This is a genomic window from Stenotrophomonas sp. YJH_SMC_58, from assembly GCF_059369635.1.
The window spans coordinates 20065-39364 of record NZ_JCAFSW010000013.1 but is presented as its reverse complement, the minus strand read 5'-3'; the positions used below and the strand labels follow the sequence as shown (position 1 = coordinate 39364).

The following is a 19300-nucleotide window of genomic DNA, read 5'->3' as shown; positions in this document are numbered from 1 at the left end:
AGGCACCACCCTTAAATGATAACGGCTCGTATTTGCATTTGATACCCATTCTCTTGAATGGGCATGCAACAGCGGGTTCAGCGCATTGCACGCAGGCCGAGCAGGCCACGGCGCTTGAACCACCACTCCAGCGGCAGCGTCACCAGCGGCGGGATGGCTGCCAGGAGGGCCAGGGCACTGGCCCACCACGGCCAGCGCAGGCGCACCGCCGCAAACAGGGTGACTGTCACATAGACCAGGAAGGCCAAGCCGTGCAGGGGCCCGAACACCTTCACCAGCGCCACGTTGGCCATCGGGCCGTACTTCATCCACATGCCGATGAGCAGGCCGGCCCAGGTCACGGCCTCGATGAAAGCGACCGCGGCGAACAGACGTCCGGTCGGGTGCATGGGGGAACGTTGGGTCACGTGGGGCTCCGGCATCGGGGTATCAAATACGAATGATACGCAGATGCGAACCCCATGTAGCGTCGAGCCGTGCTCGACCGCTGGAGCGTGCCCACCGAGGTGGACAGCTACCGGAGCGTGTGTGGCAGAACGTGCTCCCCGATCTCACGCAGCACCGCGTCCATCGGCCGCCCGTTGTCGACCAGGTTGAACATCACGTGCGCCACGCCCTGCGCATGCACGCGCAGCAGGTAGTCACGCAGGCCATCGCGGCCGACCTTCAGGCCCAGCGGCAGCGGCTCGGCTGGCGCCTGCGGATCGGCCTGCAGATCCAGCAGCATCGACTGCACGAACGGCTTGGCTGGCCCACCACGCTGCACCAGCGCCTGCTGCCACAGGCCGATGCGCCCTTCCTGTGCGGCCTCCTCGCGATGATAGGTGGCCCAGCCTTCGGCCTCGCGCGCGATCCACTGCAGGCTCTGCCGCGCGGTACCCACCACCAGCATCGGGATGCGGATTGCCGGCGCCGGCAGCACGTCAAAGCCACCCGTCGCCTGCAGTACGGCGGTCCGCTCATCGGCCTCCGGTGACAGCGCCGCGCGCAACAAGGTCCAACGCGCACGGAAGGTCGCCGCCCTGCCCTCCAGATCCTCGCCGAATGCGGCGAACTCTTCCGGTCGGTCACCCGAACCCAGGCCCAGCACGAAGCGCCCGCCGCTGATCCGGTCCAGGCTCAAGGCCGACTTCGCCACCTGCAGCGGCTGCCGCAATGGCAGCACGATGGCCGCGCTGCCGACCACGATGCGCTCGGTCGCAGCGGCCAGCATGCCCAGCCACAGGAACGGGTCATCCAGCGCGCTTGCTGTCGCGTCCGGACCCTGCGGCACCATCAACGGGACATCACGCGTCCACAACGCGGCAAAGCCCAGATCATCGGCCAGTCGCGCAATGCGCCGCGCCTCATGCGGATCGGCCAGTCCATGTGCGGCGACAGGCGTCATCAGGCCCAGGCTCAGGCCCTGTTGCGGAAACAAGGCAGCGTAAGCAGGATTGAACTCACTCATGCCGCCAGCTTAGCGTGCAGGCCTGCGGCAACGATGACGCGCCGCCCACTACCGGAAGAACACTGCATGCCGACGATCCGCCCTGCCCACGTCGATGACCTGCCCGCGATCAGTGCGGTGTGCCTGGCTGCGTTCACTGCGGCGGTCGCGCCTTCGCTCAGCGCGGCCGGCATCGCCACCTTCGGCAGTGTCGCCGCTGCCGAAGCGTTCGGCGCGCGCCTGCACGGTGACAACCACATCCTGGTGGCCGAGCAGGACGGTCGCGTCGTCGGCGTGATCGAACTGAAGGAAGGCCGGCATCTTGCGATGCTGTTCGTCGATCCCGCCTGCCAGGGCCAGGGCATCGGCCATGCTTTGTTCGAGGCGGTGCTTCCACAGGTGCGCGAGCCGGTCCTTACCGTGCGCGCCTCGCTCAATGCGGTACCGACCTACCTGCGCTATGGCTTTGCGCTGGACGGTGACGTCGGCGAGTTCAATGGGTTGGTGCATCAGCAGATGGTGCGGGCAGCGGCCTGAAGGCATCCGCCCGGCGTTGCCCGGCAATGCCCGGTGGGCGTCATGCCCTGCAGCACGCCCGTCATGAGCAAACTGAATCAGCGGGCTCCCCGGCGGTTCCTACAATGGCCTGTCACCCTGCCCTTCGAGATGCTGCCGATGCGCGTCGCGCTTTCCGTGTTGCTGCTGGCTTCGGCGCTGAGCGCCTGCACCCCGGCCCCGGTTTCCACCGCCAACTCCGCCGAGGCACCCGCGCCGGCGTCCGCCATCGCCTGGCGCCAGGGCGATGTGGACGATGCCTTCGCCGAAGCCGCCGACAGCGGCAAGCCGGTGCTGCTGTACTGGGGCGCGGTCTGGTGCCCGCCGTGCAACCAGCTCAAGGCGGGCCTGTTCAAGGACCCGGCCTTCATCGCGCTGACCAGCAAATTCGTGCCCGTCTATCTGGATGGCGACGAGGAAGGAGCGCAGGCCTGGGGTGAGCGCTTCGGCGTACGCGGCTATCCGACCCTGATCGTGCTGGACCCACAGCGCAACGAAATCACCCGCGTGGCCGGCGGCAACGACGCCGCCGAACTGACCCGTGCACTGACCGTTGCCGCAGGCCGCCGCAGTGCCGTCGCCGCCACCTTGGCCACCGCGCTGGCGACGCCGGACCGCCTGGCCGCCGAAGACTGGCAGGTGCTGGGCGACTACGGCTGGGAAGTCGACGCCAACCGCCTGGCCGGCGAGCGCAAGAGCCAGGATGTGCTGCGCCAGCTGTCCAAGGCGGCACCGGATGCCGCCCTGCAACGCCGCTTCGCCCTGCTCGCCCTGGCAACGGCTGAAAAGCCTGATGCCTCGCCTACCGAGGTACGTGAGCTGCTGCAGGCAGTACTGGCGCAACCGGCGGAAGTCCGTCGCAACCGCGAACTGCTGGGCTACGCGGGCGCCTCGCTGGTCAAGCAGGCCAGCGCCGGCCCAGCCACCAGCAACACGCTTGGGCAGCAGCTGCTGGTCGCACTGGAGCGCGCAGATGCCGAGCGCGGTGACCGCGCCGACGACGCGTTGTCGCGTGCGCTGACCGAAGTATCGCTGGCCCGCCAGCAGCAGCCGAAGGGCGCACTGCCCGTGGCCCTGGTTGATCGGGTCAAGCAGCGCGTGGCCGCTGCCGATGCCGCCGCCACCGATGCGCATGCACGCCAGGCCACGATCAGCAGCGCGGTTTATGCCCTGCGCGAGGTCGGCGACGACGCGGGCGCCGAAGCGCTGTTGCTGGCCGAGCTGAAGCGCAGCGAACAGCCGTACTACTACATGCCCGAGCTGGCCGAGCTGGCCGAACAGCGCGGCGACACCGCCGGGGCACTGGAGTGGCTGAAGCGTGCCTACGATGGCGCGCAGGGCCCGGCCACCCGCGTGCAGTGGGGCGTGCTGTACGTGGAGGGCCTGCTGAAGCTGGCGCCGGACGACGCACCACGCATCGAGCAGGCCACCGCCTCGCTGATCGCCGAACTGGAAGCGCAGCCGTCGGGCTACCACCAGCGCACCCGCCAGCGCTTCGAGCGCCTGGCCGGGCAGTTGAAGGCGTGGAGCGGCAAGCACCAGGGCGCCGAAACACTGGCGCGACTGCAGCAGCGGATGCAGCAGGCCTGCGGCGATCAGGTGGATGGCGCGTGCAAGGACTGGTTGAGTTGATGAAAACGCTGGCGACGGGCACGTCACCGCGCCGGTGAGGATTCGAAAAGCGGGTTCTGGTAGTGCCGGCCGCTGGCCGGCAACCCGACCTTAGCTGATTGCCGGCCAGCGCCCGGCACTACCATGCCGCTCCTGCTCCCTTTCACGCATTTCCTCCCCCCGCCCCTTGACCTCAACCAATGTTGAGGTGCGATAACAGTCTCCCCACGGCCAGCCCTCTGGCCTTCCCCACGGAGATTGCTTCGATGTCGTACTCGCTTCCCCCGCTCCCCTACGCCTACGACGCCCTTGAGCCGCATTTCGATGCGCGCACGATGGAAATCCACCACAGCAAGCACCACCAGACCTACGTCAACAATCTCAACGCCGCCATCGAGCAGGCTGGCATCGCCGAGCAGCCGGTCGAGGCGCTGATCGCCAACCTCGATGCCGTGCCCGAGGCCCAGCGTGGCGCGGTCCGCAACAACGGCGGTGGCCACGCCAACCACAGCCTGTTCTGGACCGTGCTCAGCCCCCACGGTGGTGCACCCGATGGTGAGCTGGCCGCCGCCATCGACCGCGATCTTGGCGGCTTCGATGCCTTCAAGGACGCCTTCAGCAAGGCGGCTCAGACCCGCTTCGGCAGCGGCTGGGCCTGGCTGACCAGCGATCGCGATGGCCGCCTGCAGGTGGAAAGCAGCGCCAACCAGGACAGCCCGTTGATGGGCGCAGCCGTGGGCCTGTCGGGCAACACCCCGATCCTCGCACTGGATGTCTGGGAACACGCCTACTACCTGCACTACCAGAACCGTCGCCCGGACTACATCGGTGCGTTCTTCAACATCATCAACTGGGCCGAGGTTGGCCGGCGCTACCGCCAGGCCAGGGCCTCATGAGCGGCGAGACACTGCCGTACGCCGGGCCGTGGGCGGGGGTCTTCCCCGCCCCGGCCCCGGTGCCGTCGGTCGAGATGCCGCCGCGCGCACTGCGGCGGCTGCTCGGCCACTTTCCTACCGGCGTGGCCATCGTCTGCGCGCGCGATGCGCAGGGCAAGCCCATCGGCCTGACCATCAATTCGTTCGTGCCGGTGTCATTGCAGCCGCCCCTGGTGCTGTGGAACCTGGCATTGCACGCGCAGAGCCTGTCCACCTTCCAGCGCGCCACCCGCTTTGCGATCAGCGTGCTGGCGGCCGACCAGGAAGCGCTGGCCCGGCGCTTTGCCGATCCGCAGGTGCGCAACCGCTTCGATGGCCTGGCATTGCTGGATGACGACGAGGACGCCCCACCGCGCATCGCCGGTGCGGTCGCCCATCTCACCTGTACCCGCCACGCACAGTGGCCGGTGGGCGATCACCTGCTACTGGCCGGCCGCATCATCGAGGTGCACGAGAACGGCGGCGCGCCGCTGCTGTTTCATCGCGGCCGCTTCCAGCCCGGCCCGGCCGAGCTGCTGGTGGAGGTGCGCTGATGAACATCGAGGCTCTGGAATGCATGCTCGCCGCCGGCAAGGACGGCGCGCTGCTGCGCTTCGGCCTGGGCAAGGGCTGGCTGGACGCCGGCAACCCGGTGCGCGCGGCCACCCATCTGGGCCGTTGCGTGGTGCTTGATCCGCAGTACTCGGCGGCGTGGAAGCTGCTGGGCAAGGCCTGGCTGGCCAGTGGCCAGCCGCAGGCGGCGCGCGAAGCATGGCAACGCGGCCTGAGCGTGGCCGGCAGCAAGGGCGACCAGCAGGCACGCAAGGAAATGCAGGTGTTCCTGCGACGCCTGGACCGCGAGCAGGCGGACCTGGCGAAAGCGGGCTGAGTCGATCAGCCCGCGTTGGCCGATGCCGGTGCGGACATGATGTCCGACATCGGCAGGCGGCGCGGCTTGCTCGGGAACGCGTGGCGCAGGATGCGCCAGACCACCTGGCCGAACTGGCGCGGCAGCGAGCCGTTGTTGTAGTGCTGGCCGTAGCGGCGGCAGATGTCTTTCACTTCCTTGGCGATGGCCGCATAGCGGTTGGCCGGCAGGTCCGGGTAGAAATGGTGCTCGATCTGGTGGCTGAGGTTGCCCGACAGCACGTTGATCAGGAAGCCGCCACTGATGTTGGACGATCCACGCAGCTGGCGCAGGTACCAGTGGCCGCGCGATTCATTGCGCAGGCATTCCTTCGGGAAGGTTTCCGATTCGGCGGTGAAGTGGCCGCAGAAGATGATCACGTAGGTCCAGATGTTGCGCAGGCCGTTGGCCACCATGTTGCCCAGCATCACGGTGAGGAAGAACGGGCCGGCCAGCAGCGGGAAGAACACGTAGTCCTTCAGCACCTGGCGGGCCATTTTCCGCGCCACCGGGCGGGTCTGCATCCACATCGCACGGCCGCTGATGCGGCCCTTCAGCCAACGGCCCAGGCGCAGGTCCTGCGCGGCCACGCCCCACTGGAACAGCAACGCGAAGATCGGCGCAATGATCGGCTGCAGCAGGTAGAACGGCTTCCAGCGCTGTTCCGGGAAGATGCGCAGCAGGCCGTAGCCGATGTCATCGTCCATGCCACGCACGTTGGTGTAGGTGTGGTGGCGGAAATTGTGGGTCTTGCGCCAGTTGTCGGCGGTGGCAACGATGTCCCACTCGTAGGTGTTGCCATTGAGCTTGGGGTCGCCGGTCCAGTCGAACTGGCCATGCATGACGTTGTGGCCCAGCTCCATGTTCTCCAGGATCTTCGACAGCGCCAGCAGCAGCGTGCCGGTGATCGCAGCCGGCCACAGCAGCGGCATCCAGAACAGCGGCGAGAATGCCGCCAGGAACAGCAGGCCACGGCCGCCCACGCCGAACCAGCGCACGGCGGCAGCCACCCGGCGGATGTAGCGGGTATCGGAGGCGCCGAGGCTGCCGATCACACGGTCGCGGATCGCGTCGAGCTCCTCACCGAAGGCATGCATCTCGGCAGTACTCAGGGCACGGTCGGTAGCGCGGGTCATGGCAGGCGTCCTCAGAGATCCAAAGTCAGGTCGGTGGTCGGTGCGCTCACGCAGATCCGCACCGGCTGTGCCGATTCGGACTGCAGGTCGCCGGTGCGCAGATGGCGGGTGGCGCCACTGACGCGATCACAGGTGCAGGTGTTGCAGATGCCCATGCGGCAACCATGCTTGGGCTTGATGCCATGGGCTTCCAGGCTTTCCAGCAGCGAGCGGCCACGCGGCACGCTCAGCTGGCGACCACTGCGCGCAAGCGTCAGCGACACCTCGCCTTCGCTGCTGGCATCGCGCAGCGGCGCCGGCGGGGTGAAGGCTTCGGCCTGGAAGCCAGCCACTTGGTGCGCCAGGCGCTCACGCGCGGCAGCAACGAAGCCGTCCGGGCCGCAGGCCAGCACATGGCGCTGCGCCAGCGGCGTGTCATCGCCGGCCACCTGCAGATCATGGGTATCGATTCGCGCTGCCGGCACCTCACCCTCGCGGGTGGTCAGCAGGTGTACGCGCAGGTTCGGATGCGCTGCAGCCAGCGCCTGCAGTTCATCACGGAACTGCAGATGGGCGGCGGTGCGCTCCCAGTAGAACAGGTCCACCGGCGCTGCCAGCGGGCGCTGGCAGGCGTCGCGCAACAGGCTGCGCATCGGCGTGATGCCGCTGCCGGCAGCCAGCAGCAGCACCGGCGCCGCGGCCGGCATATGGAACTCGCCGAAGGCGGCATCGAGGCGGAACAGTTCGCCCGGCTGCGCGTGGTTGACCAGATGCTGGCTGACCCGGCCGCCGTCGATCGCCTTGACGGTGATCGCCAGCTCGCGCCGCCCCAGTGCGGTGGGGCTGTAGCTGCGCTGCCACAGGCGTCCTTCAATCTCGACGCCGAGGGTGATGTGCTGGCCAGCGCGCATGCCGGCCCAGTGCCGGTTGGTGCGCAGGACCAGGGTCGCCACGCCCTCGCCCGCCGGCTCACGCCGGACCAGGCGGGCCACCGGCTCGCGCAGGGTCCACAGGGGATTGAGCTGGCCCGCCCAGAAATCGAACAGCGACGGCGAGACCCAGCGATACGGAGAGAACAGGGACGGACGGACGACAGCGCTCATGAGCGAACTATACGGGCGCACATACACCTGTGTATACATGTGTATATTGAACCGGATTGGGTATGATTCAGCCTCGCCCCACCGGAACCCCCATGGCCGCCGCCACCGCCTTGTCGACGCCCGAAGATGCCAACAGCCCGGCCCGCCGTACGGTGAGCCGCGAGGATCTGCTGGCCGCCGCCCTGAAACTGATCGGGCCGCACCGCAGCCTGTCCACGCTCAGCCTGCGCGAAGTGGCACGTGAGGCAGGCATCGCGCCGAACAGCTTCTACCGGCAGTTCCGCGACATGGATGAACTGGCCGTGGCGCTGATCGATGCCGCCGGCCGCTCGCTGCGCACCATCATCGGCGAGGCCCGCCAGCGCGCCACCTCCACCGCCACCAGCGTGGTGCGGGTCTCGGTGGAGACCTTCATGGAGCAGCTGCGCGCCGACGACAAGCTGCTGCACGTGCTGCTGCGCGAAGGCGCGGTCGGCTCGGACGACTTCAAGCACGCGGTCGAACGCGAGCTGCACTACTTCGAAGAAGAGTTGCAGCACGACCTGGTGCGACTGGCCGCACTGGATGGCGCCGTACTGCATGCCCCGGAACTGGTGGCCAAGGCCATCACCCGGCTGGTGTTCGCGATGGGCGCGACCGCCATGGACCTGCCGCCGGAGAAGGATCCGGAACTGGTCGAGCAGATCTCCACGATGATCCGCATGATCATCGTCGGCGCCCGCACCCCCGCCGCGTTCCGCCGCGGCTGACGATCCGACCCCGCCTCCCCGCCTGTACGGCAACTCCATCCTGCGGACATGACCACCGGCAGGGTTGCGGTCGTTTTATGTAATGTTATAACACAACCATAATCTGACTCGACCAGCGCCCAGTCGTAATTGCTTAGGCTTCCTTATATAGCACTTGCTATCTTCATGAGCCGCTGCTTTCATATGCGTCAGCCAGGTCGCCCTCGCCGCCTTTCTTCCCCCAAGGACGACGCCCTCATGTGCTCCATGCCCCACCGCTTCCGTCGGTTGCCGCTGGCCGCCGCCATTGCCCTGACTCTGCCGCTGCCTGCACTGGCCGACACTCCGAAACCGACCGAACTGGACCGTGTGCAGGTCAAGGTCAGCACTGCCACGCGCAGCGAACGCCTGCTGTCGGACGTGCCGATCCGCACCGAAGTGCTGCGCAAGGAAGACATCGCGCTGCGCGCGGCCACCGACTTCTCGCGCGCCGCCGAGCTGATCAACGGCCTGCGCGTGGAAAGCAACTGCCAGAACTGCAACACCAGCGAAGTACAGCTGCTGGGCCTGCCCGGCGCCTACAACCAGCTCCTGTTCGATGGCATTCCGCTGCTGTCCACGCTGGGCAGCGTGTACGGTCTGGAACAGATCCCGGCCGGGTTCGTCGACCGCATCGAAGTGGTCAAGGGCGGCGGCTCGGCGCTGTACGGCCCGGGCGCGGTTGCCGGTGTGATCAACCTGATTCCGCCGCTGCCGGCGCGCAGCGGTGGCCATGTACAGGCCGGCGTGGATGTGCTGAAGGGTACGCCGCAGAAGAACGCCGACGTGCGGCTGGACCTGGTTGCCAAGGACGCAGACGCCGGTCTGTCGGTGATTGCCCAGCGCAACTGGAACAGTGGCATCGACTACAACGGCGACGGCTACACCGAAATCACCCGCAAGAACCTCAAGGTCGGCGGACTGCAGGCCTGGTACGCGCCCACGCCGGGCACGCGGCTGCGCCTGGACCTACAGATGACCGATGAAACCCGCCGCGGCGGCAACCGCCTGGACCAGCCCGAATACCTGGCCAACATCGCCGAATCGCTGGATACGAAATACCGGCGCGGCAGCGTGTCGTGGGACCAGGAGATCACTGCCGACGTCGATTTCCGCCTGGCCTATGCCTTCGCCGACATCGACCGCGACAGTTTCTATGGCGGCCTAGGCGACGTGGTCACCGATCCCTCGGCGCCCGGCTATGACCCGTTGCAGCTGGACCCCGACGTGGCCGGCAGTGCGGCCTCGCGTTCGTGGCGCCAGTACGGCCGCACCCACAACCCGCTGCACTACATCGACAGCCAGTTGAACTGGCGGTTCGGTGCGCACGCGCTGGCCTTCGGCGTGCAGTACAAGCACGAGGCGCTGCGCGACGACAATCGCACCGGTGACGGCCAGCGCCTTGCGGTGCTCGAGGACGCCACCTTCCACAACCTGGGCGCCTTCATCCAGGACGAATGGAGCCTGCGTGACAACGTCGACCTGGTGCTGGGCGCCCGCGTGGACAAGAGCTCGGAGCTGGACAACGCGGTGTTCTCGCCGCGCATCGCGCTGGCCTGGCAGGCTAACCCGAACCTGAAATGGCGCGCCGGCATCGCTACCGGCTTCCGTGCTCCGGAGATCTTCGTCGAGGACGTGCACGTCGATACGCTCGGCGGCGAACAGGTACGCGTGCGCAATACCGATGGCCTGAAGGAAGAGCGCGCATTGACCACCCTGTTCGGCTTCGACTGGCGTTCGGACCCGGCCAATCCGGTGTGGAGCTGGGATGCTACGGCCTCCTATGCACGCATTCGCGATACCTTCGCGCTGGGCGAGATCCAGCGCGGCGATGACGGCCAGCTGAGCCAGCTGCGCTACAACGCTTCCGGCTCGAATGTGATGGGCGCGGAAACCAACCTGGGCTGGCAACCCTCACCGCAATGGCGCCTGACCGCCGGTGCCTCGTGGTATCGCTCGCGCTTCCGCGAACCGCAGCGCATCTTCGACGACACCGGCGACGGTGGCGACACCGTGATCGAAAGCCGCGACTACCTGAAGACCCCGCGCTGGACCGGCCTGGCCCAGCTCAGCTGGATGCCGGCCGAACCGTGGGAGACCTTCGTCGCGCTGCGCCATACCGGGCCGATGTCGGTGCTGAACAACCGGCTGGGCGAGCTGCACCGCACGCGGTCATTCCTGGTCACCGACCTCGGGGCGCGCTGGCACCGGCATCTGGGGGCGCAGGCGCAGCAGGAAGTGTCGGTAGCCGCAGGCGTCAAGAACGTGTTCGATCAGCGCCAGAAGGATCTGGAAGTGGGCGCGCTGCGCGACAGCGACTATGTCTACGGGCCGCGTTTCGCGCGCTCGTGGTACGTCAACCTGCGCTATGCGTTCTGAGCTGCTGCGAACGTTGTCGCTGGTCAGCGCCCTGCTGCTGGGCGCACCCGCAATGGCCACGGACCTGCATGCGCAGGTTTCGGCCTCGCTGATGCGGCCGGAACAGCGCTCGCTGCGGCCGATGCAGTGGACACCGCCGCCGCGGCTGGTGGCGCTGTACTTCGGCGCCGACTGGTGCGCACCGTGCCATGCCTTTGTACCCACCTTGCGCAGCGTACGCGACGCGTTGCGCGAGGCCGGCGCCGATACCGAAGTGGTGTACGTCAGCCTGGATGAGAGCGAGGCTGCATTGCGCCGCTACATGTACACGCAGGACATGCCGTGGCCGGTACTGGACCCGCGCCGCGCCGCGCGAATGCCGGCACTGCAGGCATTGGCCGGGCTGGCACCGCCGAATCTGGTACTGATCAATGCCGACGGCCAGGTGCTGGCCAATGGCTGGCAAGGCCGGCGCTATGAAGGCCTGCAGCCGGTGTTGAAGGAATGGACGAAACGGGCGTGCGCGCAGGAACAGGCACGCTGCCCGCCTGGATTGTAGGGTCGCGCGAAATGCCGCCGAGCATGGCCGGCGCTACCGTTACGGCGCCCCGCCCTCGGCCTTGCGCACGAACGCTTCAAACAACGCCAGCGTCTGCTCGCTCACATGGTGCTCGATGCCCTCGGCATCGCGCCGCGCGGTATCCGCGTCCACGCCCAGCGCCAGCAGGAAACGCTCCACGGTCTGATGACGCTGGCGGCTGGCATGGGCCAGCGCCTCGCCTTCCGGGGTCAGGAACACGCCGCGGTACGGCCGCTGCACCACCCAGCCATCGCGGGCCAGGCGCCGCAGCATCTTCGCCACGGTGGGCTGGGCCACGCCCAGGCGGGTGGCGATGTCGACCTGGCGGGCCTCGCCGCCGTCGGCCAGCAGGTCCGAGATCAGCTCGACATAGTCCTCCACCAGCTCCATCCGGTGCGCCTCGCGCACTTGCCGGAAGCTCTCGACCTGGCGCTCGGCCTCGATCAAGGGGGTGCTTTTCAGCGATGTCGAATCGTCGGTCTTGCCCACGCCTGCGCCTGTCCTTCCGGGGTGATCCGGTGTTGAACCTGAATTCTGGACCAGTAACGCGATAAAGACGATTGTTTCACATTGCTAATGACTATAGCAGGAGCTATATTCGGACCCATGAACACCCTGGCACCCCGCGACCCTTCGGCCTCCACTGCGGCCAGCCTGGGCGCGCTCAACGCCTCGGTGGCGGTGCCCGACAAGGGTCACTGGTGGTTCCGCCTGCTGGCCTTCCTCGGCCCGGGCTACATGATCTCGGTCGGCTACATGGACCCGGGCAACTGGGCCACCGACCTCGCCGGCGGTTCGCGCTTCGGCTACCTGCTGCTGTCGGTCATCCTCATCTCCAACCTGATGGCGGTGATCCTGCAGGCGCTTTCGGCGCGGCTGGGCATCGCCACCGGCGTGGACCTGGCGCAGGCCTGCCGCGCGCGCTACCCGAAACCGGTGAACCTGGCGCTGTGGGCGCTGTGCGAGGCGGCGATCATCGCCTGCGACCTGGCCGAGGTGATCGGCACCGCGATCGCACTGAAACTGCTGTTCGATCTGCCGCTGCTGTGGGGCGCGGTGATCACCGCCCTCGACACGCTGCTGGTACTGCTGCTGATGAACCGCGGCTTCCGGGCGCTGGAAGCCTTCGTGATCGCGCTGCTGATGGTGATCTTCGGCTGCTTCATGGTGCAGATCGCGCTGGCCGCACCGCCGGTGATGGACGTGCTGGGCGGATTCATTCCGCGCGCGCAGGTAGTGACCGATCCGCACGCGCTGTATATCGCGATCGGCATCATTGGTGCCACGGTGATGCCACACAACCTGTACCTGCATTCGTCCATCGTGCAGACCCGCGCCTACCCGCGCACCGATGAGGGCCGTCGCAGCGCGCTGCGCTGGGCGGTGACCGACAGCACCCTCGCGCTGACCCTGGCACTGTTCATCAACGCCAGCATCCTGATCCTGGCGGCGGCGGTGTTCCATGCCAATGGCCGTTTCGACGTGGAAGACATCGAGCAGGCCCACCAGCTGCTGGCGCCGATGCTGGGCGTGGGGGCGGCGGCGACGTTGTTCGCGGTGGCCCTGCTGGCGTCGGGCCTGAACTCGACAGTGACCGCCACTCTGGCCGGCCAGATCGTGATGGAAGGTTTCCTGCACCTGCGCCTGCCGCCGTGGCTGCGGCGGCTGATCACGCGCGCACTGGCAATCATTCCGGTGGTGGTGGTGATCCTGCTGTTCGGCGACCAGGGCGCGGTAAAGCTGCTGGTGCTGAGCCAGGTGGTGCTGTCGATGCAGCTGCCGTTCGCGATCATCCCGCTGGTGCGGATCGTGACCGACAAGGTGACGATGGGGGCGCTGGTGGCACCGCGCTGGCTAGGCGCGATCGCCTGGGTGATCGCGCTTGTGATCGTGGTGTTGAACGTGAAGCTGCTGGTGGATACCTTCAACGGCGCATAGCGTGAAATGCCAGGGCGCCGTTGAAGAGTCGAGCCATGCTCGACTCATCGCACCCGGCACGAACAGCAGCCGAGCATGGCTCGGCTCTACAGATGCAGCGCGATCGCGGCCTCGATCTGCTGCGGCGACTGGAACCCGGCCAGGCGCGTGCGTTCGTTACCATCACGGAACAGGGACAGCGTCGGCGTCTGCCGCAGTCCCAGTTCCCTGAAGAACGCCTCACCCAGCACTTCCAGCTGCACGCGCAGCAGGGTCGTGCCCTGCCCCGCCGCGCTGTTGGCCACCCGGTGCAACGACATCTCCAGCATCCGGCACCCCGGGCACTGGTCCTTGTGGAAATCCACCAGCACCCGCGGGTGCTCGGCCAGCAGCTGCCGGAACTGCTCAGGCGTGGTGGCGTCGATGATCTGCATCGGTGTTGCTCCAATAGTGGGCCAGGACCGCGTCGGTCCAGGCCTCGATGGCCCCCGCATGGCGTTGACCATGCGGCATCTGTTCGATTTCCAGCGGCGGATAGTCGCTGCGGAAGTAGCGGATCAGGCGGTGCACGGCGCCGCAGTAGTACTCCTGCCCCCACTGCGTTTCGCCGGTGCCGAACACCGCCAGCTGCCGCGGCCGCTCGCCGCGCTCGGCGATGCCGGCCACCCATGCCTTCATCTCCGACGGCGTGCGGCCGGCGTTGTCGGTCCAGCAACCCAGCAGCACCAGGTCAGCCTCGTCGGCCGCCAGCGGCGGCGCCTGGCGCAGGTCGTCAGCCTCCTGCCAGTGAACCGAATGACCTGCGGCGCGGCAACGCTCGGCGATCTGCCGGCCGAGCTCGCGGGTGTTGCCGCTCAACGAGGCGACCACCACCAGGATGCTCAGCGCGGCGCCGGACTCACAGGTCGTCGAAGCCGTTGTCGACGTTGGTCTTCTTGTAACTTGCATTGCGCATCTCGAAGAAGTCGGTCTTGGTTTCGGTGAAGTTGTCGGCGTAGGCCTTGATCCACGGCATCACGTTGTCGGTGGTGTCGCTGTACAGGCGTTCGATGCCGAGCATGCCGGCCATCTTGTTGGCGCGGTACTTCACGTAGCGCACCATCTCGTCCACGTCGATGCCGTCGATGCCATCCAGCACCTCCGACGACCACTGCGTCTCCAGCTCGATGGCATGCTCGAACGATTGGTGTACGTAGGCGGTCAGCTCGTTGGTCTGCAGCTCGGGGTTCTCGCCGATGATGGCGCGGATCAGCTCGCTGATGAACTTGGTATGCGCCAGCTCGTCGCGGTTGATGAAGCTGATGATCTTGCCGGTGCCGTTCATGCGGTTCTGCCGCACCATGTTGTAGAAGTACGCGAACCCGGAATAGAAATTAATGCCCTCCAGGATCGAGGACTGGATCAACGACTTGAGCAGGGTCTCGGCGGTCTTCTCGCGCATGAAATCGTCATACGCCCCCATGATCGGCGCATTGCGCCTGATGATGGTCGGGTGGGTGCGGGCGATCTCGAAGATGCGGTTCTGGTTCGGCAGGTCGGTGATCGAGGCCAGCACGTAGCTGTAGCTCTCGTTGTGGATCACCTCCTGCTGCCCGATGATCGCCGCATTGGCGTGCGCGGCCGGGTCGGTGATGTACTCGGCCACGTTGTAGATGAAGCGGGTCTGCGGTGAGTCGAGCGTGGCGAGCAGGCCGATGATCGAGTCGTAGGCGTTCTTCTCGCGCGCGTCGAGCTCGCCGTACTGGCGGGCGTCCAGCTTCATGTCGACCTCGTCGGGAATCCAGAAGTTGGTCGACAGCTCCTTATAGGCCCGATAGAACGACGGGTACGGGATGTCGTTCCAGTTGAGGATGCCGCTGGTGCGGCCGTTGATGATGCCGGTGCTGCGGTTGGGATGGCGCGGCTCGAGGATCTTGATGCGGTCGAGGGGAGTTGCCATGGTTTTCTGCCTTCGTTCTCTTTCTATCGTGTTGCCGGCCAGCGGCCGGCACTACCGAAGATCGCGGGGTTGCCGGCCAGCGGCCGGCACTACCGTGGGTCGCCGGTGATCAGCTGGAGCACCACTCGCATTCGCTGATGTCGATGTCGTTGGAGCGCACGTAGTAGGTGGTCTTCAGGCCTTCGCGCCAGGCGCTCAGGTGCAGCTCCAGCAGGGTGCTCGCGCGGATGGTGCTGGGCACGTACAGGTTGAAGCTGATCGACTGGTCGACATGGCGCTGGCGGCGCGCGTTCTGGCGCACGCTGGCGAACTGGTCGACCTTGTAGGCACCCTTCTCGTAGTACGGCCAGGTTTCCAGCGACAGGCCCGGCGCCGCCACCGGCCGCCGGAAGTCCTTCTTTTCCTCGTAGTAGAACGCGCTGTAGATCGGGTCGATCGAGGCCGTGGAGCCTGCAATCTGCGCGGTGCTCATGTTCGGCGCCACCGCCAGCAGCCAGCCGTTGCGCAGGCCGTGCGTGGCCACCTCGTGGGCCAGGCTGTCCCACGCGGCGCCACTGTAGTCGCGGTCACGGAAGTAACGCCCGTTGTGCCAGTCACTACCCGCGAACATCGGGTAGCTGCCCTTCTCCTTCGCCAGCTGCGCGCTGGCCTGGATGGTCAGGAAATTGATGCGTTCGTAGAGCCGGTCGGCCAACGCCTCGGCATCCGGTGATTCCCATTGGATTGCCTGCTGCGCCAGCAGGTGGTGCCAACCGAACGTGCCCAGGCCGATGGCGCGATACTTGCGATTGGTGATCGTGGCCTGCGGCACCGGCAACGCATTGAGGTCGATCACGTTGTCGAGCATGCGCACCTGGATCGGGATCAGGCGCTCCAGTACATCGGTGGCCAGCAGGTCATCCGGTGCGCTGATCGCCCGGCCGAGGTTGATCGAGGACAGGTTGCAGACCACGAAATCACCGGCACGGCGTGTGGTGACGATCTGGTCGCCGCTGACGATCTCCTGGATCATCCGCGTCGGGCTCATGTTCTGCAGGATCTCGGTGCACAGGTTGCTGGAATAGATCATGCCCGCGTGCTTGTTCGGGTTCCGGCGGTTGACCTCGTCGCGGTAGAACAGGAACGGGTTGCCGGTCTCCAGCTGGCTGAGCATGATCCGCTTGAACAGATCGATGGCCTTCACCGTGCGGCGGCTGATGCGCTCGTCGGCCACCAGTTCGGCGTAGCGGTCGCGGAAGCTGCCCGCGCCGCGCTTCTCGTCGTAGAAGTCCTGCAGGTACCAGCCCTTGGCCTGCTTCACCTCGTGCGGGTCGAACAGGTACCAGTCGGCGCGGCGCTCCACCGCCTCCATGAACAGGTCGGGCACGCACACCGAGGTGAACACATCGTGCGCGCGCAGGCGCTGGTCGCCGTTGTTGAGGCGCAGGTCCATGAACGCTTCGATGTCGCGGTGCCAGATGTCCAGGTAAACCGCCACCGCGCCCTTGCGCTGGCCAAGCTGATCAACCGACACCGCGGTGTTGTTGAGCTGCTTGATCCACGGCACGACGCCGCCGGACGAATTGGCCACGCCACGGATCGGTGCGCCGCTGCTGCGCACATAGCCCAGGTAGGCGCCAACGCCGCCGCCATGCTTGGACACGCGGGCGATATCGGTGTTGGAGTCATAGATGCCCTGCAGGCTGTCGTCCACCGTGTCGATGAAGCAGCTGGACAGTTGCCCCCCCACCTTGCCGGCATTGGCCAGGGTCGGTGTGGCCACGGTCATGTACAGGTTGGACAGCGCCCAGTACGCCTCGCCGACCAGCTGCATGCGCCGCTCACGTGGCTTTTCCTCCTGCATCAGGTACAGCGCGATGGTCAGCCAACGCTCCTGTGGCAGCTCGTAGACCTCGCGGCTGCGATCGCTGGCCAGATAGCGCGTGGCCAGCAGGTACAGGCCGTTGTAGGCGAACAGGCGGTCGCGTTCCGGATCGATCATCTCGCCGGCCTGCTGCAGCTCTTCCTTCGAATAGCAGCGCAGGATGTCGTTGCTGTAGATGCCGCGGTCGGCCAGGCTTTCCTGCAGGCCCACATACGAGCCGTACTTCAGGCCGACGTCGTAGAAGCGGTTGCGGCTGGCACGCTTGTACAGGCGGCGCAGGTAGATGCGCGCGGCAAACTGTTCCCACTCGGGTGCGACCAGGTCCACCCGCGACTCGGCCTCGCGGATCAGCAGATCGACCAGGTCATCGGCGCTGATGCTGGGCTTGCGCTCGACCATCGCCTGCACCACGCGGCGGTAGTCGCTCACGTCCAGCTGCGGGAACTCGGCATGCACGGCGTCGATGCTGCGCTGCAGGCGCTCGGCCTCGAACGGCAGGCGGCGGTTGCCGGCCTCCTTGGTGATCCAGGTCGGCACACGCTCGCCACCGGCGCGCAAGGCGTCGCCAGCGCCGGCCAGATCGGCCACGCGGAAGGTACTGTCGGTCATGGTGGTGAAACTCCAGGCTCGCGCGCGCGTTGGCGGTCGATGCCATGGCGGCCCTGAACGCGATACCGGCGCACGGGGCGAACGGGTGGATTGCCAGGGCACGGGAACGTAGGTCGTCGGCATCTGCCTGCGCCTGCGGCCGGTATCCGGGCCGTGGGGGCGACCTGCGTCCGCACGATGGCGGCCGCGTCGACACGGCAAGCCTCAGGGGCGGGCCGCGGGACGTTTGCTGCATGTCCGGCGGCGGCGGCTGACCGGGAGTGACAGCCACAACATAGTGGGGATATCCAAACCCGTCAACACAAGATGCGGTAATCAACACATGTCGCGACGATCAGTCGCAGGATGCCGTGTTGCACCTGCGGCGCCTTGTCGACAGCGCCTGCGTCCCCAGTTCGGTACAACATCAACTTTCCCCGGAACACCGCCCATGCGCGCTGCCCAGTACCCCTCCTTCGGCGATCCGGCCGACGTCCTTGCCATCGCCGACGCCGCCCTGCCCGAGCCCGGCCCCGGCGAGGTGCGCATCCGCACCGTGCTGGCCTCGATCCACAACCACGACCTGCTGACCGTGCGCGGCCTGTACGGCTACAAGCCGACCCTGCCGGCGATCGGTGGCAGTGAAGCACTGGGCGTGATCGATGCACTCGGCGATGGCGTCGACGGCCTTCAGGTCGGCCAGCGGGTGGCCGCTGCCTCGGTGCACGGCACCTGGGCCGAAGCGTTCATTGCGCCGGCACGCATGGTGATTCCGATGCCGGAGGCGATCCCGGACGAAATGGCCGCGCAGCTGATTGCCATGCCGCTGAGCGCGTTGATGCTGCTGGAGTTCCTGCACGTCGAGCCGGGCCAGTGGATCGTGCAGAACACCGCCAACGGCGCGGTGGGCAAGTCGCTGGCGATGCTGGCGCGGGCGCGTGGCGTGCATGTGGCCAACCTGGTGCGCAATGCCGATGCGGTCGCGCAGCTGCAGGCGCTGGGCATCGCTCATGTATTCGACACCTCGCTGGGCGGCTGGAAGGATCGCGTGCGTGAGGCGACCGGCGAAGCACAGGCTGCGGCCGCGGTGGATTCCATCGGCGGCGACGCCAGCGGTGACCTGGTCGACCTGCTCGGCCACCACGGCACGCTGGTGTCGTTCGGAGTGATGAGCGGCGAACCGATGCGCATTCCCGCCGGCGGCCTGATCTACAAGGAAGCCACGGTGAAGGGTTTCTGGGGCAGCAAGGTCAGCCAGGCGATGGCGGTGGAGGACAAGCGCCGGCTGGTCGGCGAACTGCTGAAGCGTGCGGCGAGCGGCGAACTGACCCTGCCGGTGGAGCAGATCTTCGCACTGGACGACATCGCCCAGGCAGCGAAGGCTGGCGCCGGTTCGGGCCGTAACGGCAAGGTGCTGCTGCGGCCTTGATGCCTCAGCGGATTGCGCTGTCCCGGTGGTGGCGCAGTCCCGGTGGTGGCGCAGTCCCGGTAGTGGCGCAGTCCCGGTAGAGTCGACTGTCAGTCGACTCTCGCGCGTAGCGCGGGGGGATGAGGCTTCTTTCCACAGGGAAAGGGCTCTGCCCCTGCAGGGTGTGCGGACCAACGGTCCGCACCCACCAAAGATCGGTCCCGCACCCACCGAGTGGGTCTGCT

At 67.0% G+C, this 19300-nt stretch carries 19 protein-coding genes; 10 read left to right on the top strand and 9 right to left on the bottom strand.

Annotation, left to right across the window (positions count from 1 at the left end; translation table 11 throughout):
• Positions 1-77: 77 nt before the first annotated feature.
• Positions 78-389, bottom strand: coding sequence for a DUF3817 domain-containing protein (locus AC5P68_RS15905; protein WP_231523042.1), 312 nt, complete (start codon positions 387-389; stop codon positions 78-80).
• Positions 390-514: 125 nt separating this feature from the next.
• Positions 515-1450, bottom strand: coding sequence for a TIGR03571 family LLM class oxidoreductase (locus tag AC5P68_RS15900; protein ID WP_231523041.1), 936 nt, complete (start codon positions 1448-1450; stop codon positions 515-517).
• Between the two features lie 66 nt (positions 1451-1516).
• On the opposite strand from AC5P68_RS15900, the gene AC5P68_RS15895 reads away from it, so the two are divergent.
• From AC5P68_RS15895 to AC5P68_RS15875, 5 genes are all read left to right on the top strand, one after another.
• Positions 1517-1966: a GNAT family N-acetyltransferase gene (locus tag AC5P68_RS15895; RefSeq protein WP_288418547.1), complete on the top strand. Its 450-nt coding sequence runs from the start codon at positions 1517-1519 to the stop codon at positions 1964-1966.
• A 129-nt stretch (positions 1967-2095) separates the two neighbouring features.
• Positions 2096-3616, top strand: coding sequence for a thioredoxin family protein (locus AC5P68_RS15890; RefSeq protein ID WP_231522959.1), 1521 nt, complete (start codon positions 2096-2098; stop codon positions 3614-3616).
• 245 nt (positions 3617-3861) lie between these two features.
• Positions 3862-4491 carry a superoxide dismutase gene (locus tag AC5P68_RS15885; RefSeq protein ID WP_288418550.1) on the top strand — a complete coding sequence of 210 codons (630 nt, stop codon included), beginning with the start codon at positions 3862-3864 and terminating at the stop codon, positions 4489-4491.
• Positions 4488-5063 carry a flavin reductase family protein gene (locus tag AC5P68_RS15880; RefSeq protein WP_033833194.1) on the top strand — a complete coding sequence of 192 codons (576 nt, stop codon included), beginning with the start codon at positions 4488-4490 and terminating at the stop codon, positions 5061-5063. The genes AC5P68_RS15885 and AC5P68_RS15880 overlap by 4 nt, the downstream gene beginning before the upstream one ends.
• Positions 5063-5398 (top strand): tetratricopeptide repeat protein, encoded by a 336-nt coding sequence (locus AC5P68_RS15875; RefSeq protein WP_005409958.1) that lies wholly within the window; start codon positions 5063-5065, stop codon positions 5396-5398. The genes AC5P68_RS15880 and AC5P68_RS15875 overlap by 1 nt, the downstream gene beginning before the upstream one ends.
• Positions 5399-5403: 5 nt before the next feature.
• On the opposite strand, the gene AC5P68_RS15870 is transcribed toward AC5P68_RS15875, so the two are convergent.
• Together AC5P68_RS15870 and AC5P68_RS15865 are read right to left on the bottom strand one after the other, a co-directional pair.
• Complete coding sequence (locus AC5P68_RS15870; RefSeq protein WP_005413710.1) at positions 5404-6552, bottom strand: fatty acid desaturase family protein; 1149 nt, start codon at positions 6550-6552, stop codon at positions 5404-5406.
• An 11-nt stretch (positions 6553-6563) separates the two neighbouring features.
• Positions 6564-7634 carry a ferredoxin reductase gene (locus tag AC5P68_RS15865; RefSeq protein WP_231522947.1) on the bottom strand — a complete coding sequence of 357 codons (1071 nt, stop codon included), beginning with the start codon at positions 7632-7634 and terminating at the stop codon, positions 6564-6566.
• A 92-nt stretch (positions 7635-7726) separates the two neighbouring features.
• Here AC5P68_RS15865 and fabR point away from each other — a divergent pair, with 92 nt between their 5' ends.
• The 3 genes from fabR to AC5P68_RS15850 all read left to right on the top strand — a co-directional run bounded on the left by fabR (position 7727) and on the right by AC5P68_RS15850 (position 11318).
• Positions 7727-8383 (top strand): HTH-type transcriptional repressor FabR, encoded by a 657-nt coding sequence (gene fabR / locus AC5P68_RS15860; protein ID WP_005409961.1) that lies wholly within the window; start codon positions 7727-7729, stop codon positions 8381-8383.
• A 237-nt stretch (positions 8384-8620) separates the two neighbouring features.
• On the top strand, positions 8621-10780 hold the full coding sequence (locus AC5P68_RS15855) for a TonB-dependent receptor plug domain-containing protein (RefSeq protein ID WP_231522948.1): 2160 nt from the start codon (positions 8621-8623) through the stop codon (positions 10778-10780).
• A complete protein-coding gene (locus tag AC5P68_RS15850) occupies positions 10770-11318 on the top strand; it encodes a thioredoxin-like domain-containing protein (protein WP_033833199.1) in 549 nt (182 codons plus the stop codon). Before AC5P68_RS15855 ends, AC5P68_RS15850 begins: the two co-directional genes overlap by 11 nt.
• A gap of 39 nt (positions 11319-11357) precedes the next feature.
• Here the strand turns inward: AC5P68_RS15850 and mntR are convergent, their stop codons facing one another.
• A complete protein-coding gene (gene mntR / locus AC5P68_RS15845; RefSeq protein ID WP_005413716.1) occupies positions 11358-11828 on the bottom strand; it encodes a manganese-binding transcriptional regulator MntR in 471 nt (156 codons plus the stop codon).
• Between the two features lie 117 nt (positions 11829-11945).
• Here mntR and AC5P68_RS15840 point away from each other — a divergent pair, with 117 nt between their 5' ends.
• Positions 11946-13277 (top strand): Nramp family divalent metal transporter, encoded by a 1332-nt coding sequence (locus AC5P68_RS15840; protein WP_231522949.1) that lies wholly within the window; start codon positions 11946-11948, stop codon positions 13275-13277.
• A gap of 86 nt (positions 13278-13363) precedes the next feature.
• Here the strand turns inward: AC5P68_RS15840 and AC5P68_RS15835 are convergent, their stop codons facing one another.
• From AC5P68_RS15835 to AC5P68_RS15820, 4 genes are all read right to left on the bottom strand, one after another.
• A complete protein-coding gene (locus AC5P68_RS15835; protein ID WP_033833202.1) occupies positions 13364-13690 on the bottom strand; it encodes a thioredoxin family protein in 327 nt (108 codons plus the stop codon).
• Positions 13662-14129, bottom strand: a complete 468-nt coding sequence (locus AC5P68_RS15830; RefSeq protein WP_080240911.1) for a flavodoxin — start codon at positions 14127-14129, stop codon at positions 13662-13664. The genes AC5P68_RS15835 and AC5P68_RS15830 overlap by 29 nt, the downstream gene beginning before the upstream one ends.
• A gap of 25 nt (positions 14130-14154) precedes the next feature.
• Positions 14155-15195: a ribonucleotide-diphosphate reductase subunit beta gene (locus AC5P68_RS15825; protein WP_049432068.1), complete on the bottom strand. Its 1041-nt coding sequence runs from the start codon at positions 15193-15195 to the stop codon at positions 14155-14157.
• Between the two features lie 109 nt (positions 15196-15304).
• Positions 15305-17668: a ribonucleoside-diphosphate reductase subunit alpha gene (locus AC5P68_RS15820; protein WP_049432066.1), complete on the bottom strand. Its 2364-nt coding sequence runs from the start codon at positions 17666-17668 to the stop codon at positions 15305-15307.
• Between the two features lie 430 nt (positions 17669-18098).
• Between AC5P68_RS15820 and AC5P68_RS15815 the strand changes: the two genes are divergently transcribed.
• Positions 18099-19076 (top strand): zinc-binding dehydrogenase, encoded by a 978-nt coding sequence (locus AC5P68_RS15815; RefSeq protein ID WP_049452563.1) that lies wholly within the window; start codon positions 18099-18101, stop codon positions 19074-19076.
• Positions 19077-19300: the final 224 nt, after the last annotated feature.